Annotated in this window: 4 protein-coding genes, 1 tRNA gene and 1 pseudogene; 4 read left to right on the plus strand and 2 right to left on the minus strand. The window is 40.2% G+C overall.

The genetic code is table 11. The features are described 5' to 3' along the window. Positions 1-54: 54 nt before the first annotated feature. Positions 55-132 (plus strand) — tRNA-Asp (locus tag EP1X_RS07670). Positions 133-149: 17 nt separating this feature from the next. Here EP1X_RS07670 and surE read toward each other — a convergent pair. Both surE and EP1X_RS07680 read right to left on the minus strand, forming a co-directional pair. Continuing rightward, positions 150-935, minus strand: coding sequence for a 5'/3'-nucleotidase SurE (gene surE, locus EP1X_RS07675; protein ID WP_055283315.1), 786 nt, complete (start codon positions 933-935; stop codon positions 150-152). Positions 936-938: 3 nt separating this feature from the next. After that, positions 939-1,517 carry a DUF996 domain-containing protein gene (locus EP1X_RS07680; protein WP_055283317.1) on the minus strand — a complete coding sequence of 193 codons (579 nt, stop codon included), beginning with the start codon at positions 1,515-1,517 and terminating at the stop codon, positions 939-941. A 91-nt stretch (positions 1,518-1,608) separates the two neighbouring features. Between EP1X_RS07680 and EP1X_RS07685 the strand changes: the two genes are divergently transcribed. From EP1X_RS07685 to EP1X_RS07695, 3 genes and pseudogenes are all read left to right on the plus strand, one after another. Next, positions 1,609-2,580, plus strand: a complete 972-nt coding sequence (locus tag EP1X_RS07685) for an archaeosine biosynthesis radical SAM protein RaSEA (protein WP_055283319.1) — start codon at positions 1,609-1,611, stop codon at positions 2,578-2,580. A 216-nt stretch (positions 2,581-2,796) separates the two neighbouring features. Continuing rightward, on the plus strand, positions 2,797-3,054 hold the full coding sequence (locus EP1X_RS07690) for a 2-oxoglutarate ferredoxin oxidoreductase subunit delta (protein ID WP_055283320.1): 258 nt from the start codon (positions 2,797-2,799) through the stop codon (positions 3,052-3,054). Positions 3,055-3,058: 4 nt separating this feature from the next. Further along, positions 3,059-3,317, plus strand: a pseudogene (locus EP1X_RS07695) (2-oxoacid:acceptor oxidoreductase subunit alpha); the annotation flags it as partial.

Raw genomic sequence — 3,317 nt, forward strand, 5'->3', positions numbered from 1 at the left:
GTACTGCCCTCCGAGAGGGGGCGGGAAACCGAGGCCGCCGCCGGCCACTCAAATGCCCGGGTGGTGTAGCCAGGCCCATCATGCGGGACTGTCACTCCCGCGACTCGGGTTCAAATCCCGACCCGGGCGCCAAGATTCTTTTAAGTTATCTAAAGCTTCAAATGCTTTCTAATTGTCTCCAACTCAACTTTTGCTGTCATGTCAAGATTTATTGGTGTTACACTAACTTTTTTCTCAACTTTCACTGCATACATGTCTGTTCCTGGTTCTAGAATATCCTTGGGACATTGGGTTCCTACTATCCAATAGTATGGGTTTCCTTTGGGATCTATTCTCTCTTCAACCGATGCCATATACATTCTTTTTGCAAGTCGCGTGAGTTTTATTGGAGTATCTTTGCTTGCACCAAATGGAATATTAACGTTGAGCATATCTACACTTTTGGGCATTCCTTGAGTTAGAACGGCTTTTGCGACTTTTCTTAAGAAAAACTTAGCAATAGAAAAGTCTATTTCTTCACCTTCACCAAATTTATGTTTTTCTCGGTTAACCTCTAAGCTTATGGCAATACTTGGAATATCATGAGTGGCCGCCTCTATAGCAGCACTTGCTGTTCCAGATATTGTTATTTCGGTACTCATGTTTTCTCCAAGGTTTATTCCACTAATTGCAAGGTCGAATGTTCCAAATCTTGCCATGGCAAAGACTACACAGTCAACAGGCATACCATCCAGAGCGTAAGCTATTCTTGCCCCTTCAATGTTTATTCTTTTTGCTCTCAATGGTCTGTGGAGAGTCATGGCCCTTCCACTCGCACTTCGCTGGAACATTGGGGCCACAACATAGATCTCTCCAAGATCTTGAAGGGCCTCAACGGCTGCTTTTATCCCTTTTGAATAGATCCCGTCATCATTGGTTATTAAGATCTTAACCATCTCTTAACCTCCACGTGCCGTCATCTCTTTTTTAATATTCTCCGGTAGAGAGAGATAAGCTACTATTTCGAGTATTTTTCCGATGATAATCAATAATGCTCCTATTCCAAATACGATCAATAAAATCGCACCTACAAAATACAGGAGCCCTGTTGTTCTGAATATCCCCACTTCGGTCTCAATGCTTATACTCTCATAACTCTTTTTGAGGTAATAAGATCCAAGAACAAAAAGAATCCATGCTAGTATTCCTCCTATTAAGAGACCCTTAATAATTTGTCCAAGGCTCTCCAGTCCTTTTCCTGCTAAGTTCCAAAATATCCCTTGTAATACTGTGATCCCTATGACCGAGATAAGTGCAATCAGAAACACAAAAAAGGCCCCTAAGTGGAGTATAAATGCCACTAAATAATCTTTAAATATGTCGTCCCTATTAACTGCGAGGGAAATCTCTTTTACAGCCAATAAAATCAATATAAATCCTATTATGCTTATCAGATTCCCAATTCTTGGGATATTCCCGCCAAGAATCGAAAGTATGGCTCCTACACTCCCATAAGTTTTTGCTTGAGTTAGCCCCATGATATCACCATAATGCTTTTCCTTTTCTTCTATATGAGCATTTCCATCAAGCTTAAAAAGACCTTTCCTAAGCTTTGGTAGGTGGGAATTAATGACATTTTGGACAAGTGAAGACAACGTTGCGGGGAAAAAAGGGAATGCTCTTTATGTTATCCTTCCGACTATTGGATGTTATCGATATAGAATTGGAGAAGCATGTTATATGTGTTCTTACCCTGCAGAGGCTCCAAAAATACCTTGGAGTCAAGAGGAACTCATTCAATATTTTAAAAAGGCTTTGAAAAAGATCGAAGGTAAAAAAGGCCCTATTTCAGTTAGAATATTTACTTCAGGAAGCTTTCTTGATGATGGAGAAGTTAAGCCTGAAACGAGGAGGGAAATCTTCTCTGTACTGGCAGAGACTGAAAATGTTGAGGAAATTGTTGTAGAAAGCCGTTCAGAATTAGTTAGGTATGAAACTATCACGGAATTGGTCGAACTGATCGGGGATAAATATTTTGAGGTAGCCATAGGTTTGGAAACTGCAAATGATGATGTAGCTGATGTTGGCATAAATAAGGGGAATACCTTTGAAGAATTTATCAAGGCCAGTGAAATTATTAAAAAAGCAGGGGCTCATGTGAAGACTTATCTGCTCTTTAAACCTATTTTCTTAAGCGAAAGCGATGCTATTAGAGATCTAAAGGAGAGCATAAGGAAAGCGGCCCCATATACAGATACGTTTTCCATAAATATAACGAATATTCAAAGAGGTACGACATATGAAAGATTATGGGAGAAAGGAGAGTATAGAACTCCTTGGCTCTGGAGTGTTGTAGATGTTCTTAAATGGGCCAAAAATACTTTTCCCGAAAAAAGGATTCTAAGCGATCCTGTTGGAGCAGGGTCAAAAAGAGGTCCTCGTAATTGTGGCAAATGCGACAAAATGGTTGCAAGGGCTATTAGGGAGTTCTCAAATACTCAAGATTTAAAGTATCTCGAAGAAATCACACATGGATGTATTGAAGAATGGCAGTATATAGTGACTGAAGGACTTATGGATTGGCAGCTTCAACTCTTGTGAGCTTTCTATTTTTACAAACATCAAGATAATATCCTAAAACCTCAACTTAAAATAGGTCATTGGATGCTTGTTTATGTGCAATAAACTGATATGTGTTGGTATTTAGAGTCTTAACAAGCAACTTAGTCTCCATCCATGTACATAGGTGAGAAAATTTTCGAAAACTTTAAATGTTTTACATAAGTAAAAAGAGTTAGCGGATTGTAGGTGATGCTTATGGCAAATGTCGAAGTTAAAAAGGAAGGATATTTGTCTATTGGGAAAACAGAGGCAGTTGAGATAAGCGTGGACACTTTCCTATGCAAGGGGTGTGGTATCTGTCTAGAACTCTGCCCAAGAACGGTTTTTGAGTGGAGCAAAGAACTTAGTGAAAAAGGCGTTCATTATCCCCTTCCCGTGAATGCAGAGAAGTGTGTGAAATGTAAACTTTGTGAACTCCTGTGTCCTGACTTTGCTATAGCTGTTAAGTGGTGATATCATGATATTCCGTGGAGATGAGCCCGAGCAAATAGGGCTCTTGAGGAAGTTGTATCCGAAAGGTAATTACTTCATGCAGGGAGATGAAGCAATAGCATATGGGGCCCTTTTTGCAGGTTGTAGGTTCTACGCTGGTTATCCGATAACACCGGCGAGTGAGATTGCTGAGACAATGGCAAGGGAACTTCCGAAAGTTAGAGGATATTATATCCAGATGGAGGATGAGATAGCGAGTATAGCGGCGGTTATAGGGGCCTCTT

Origin of the sequence: Thermococcus sp. EP1 (assembly GCF_001317345.1) — an archaeon.
Lineage (GTDB): Archaea > Methanobacteriota_B > Thermococci > Thermococcales > Thermococcaceae > Thermococcus_A.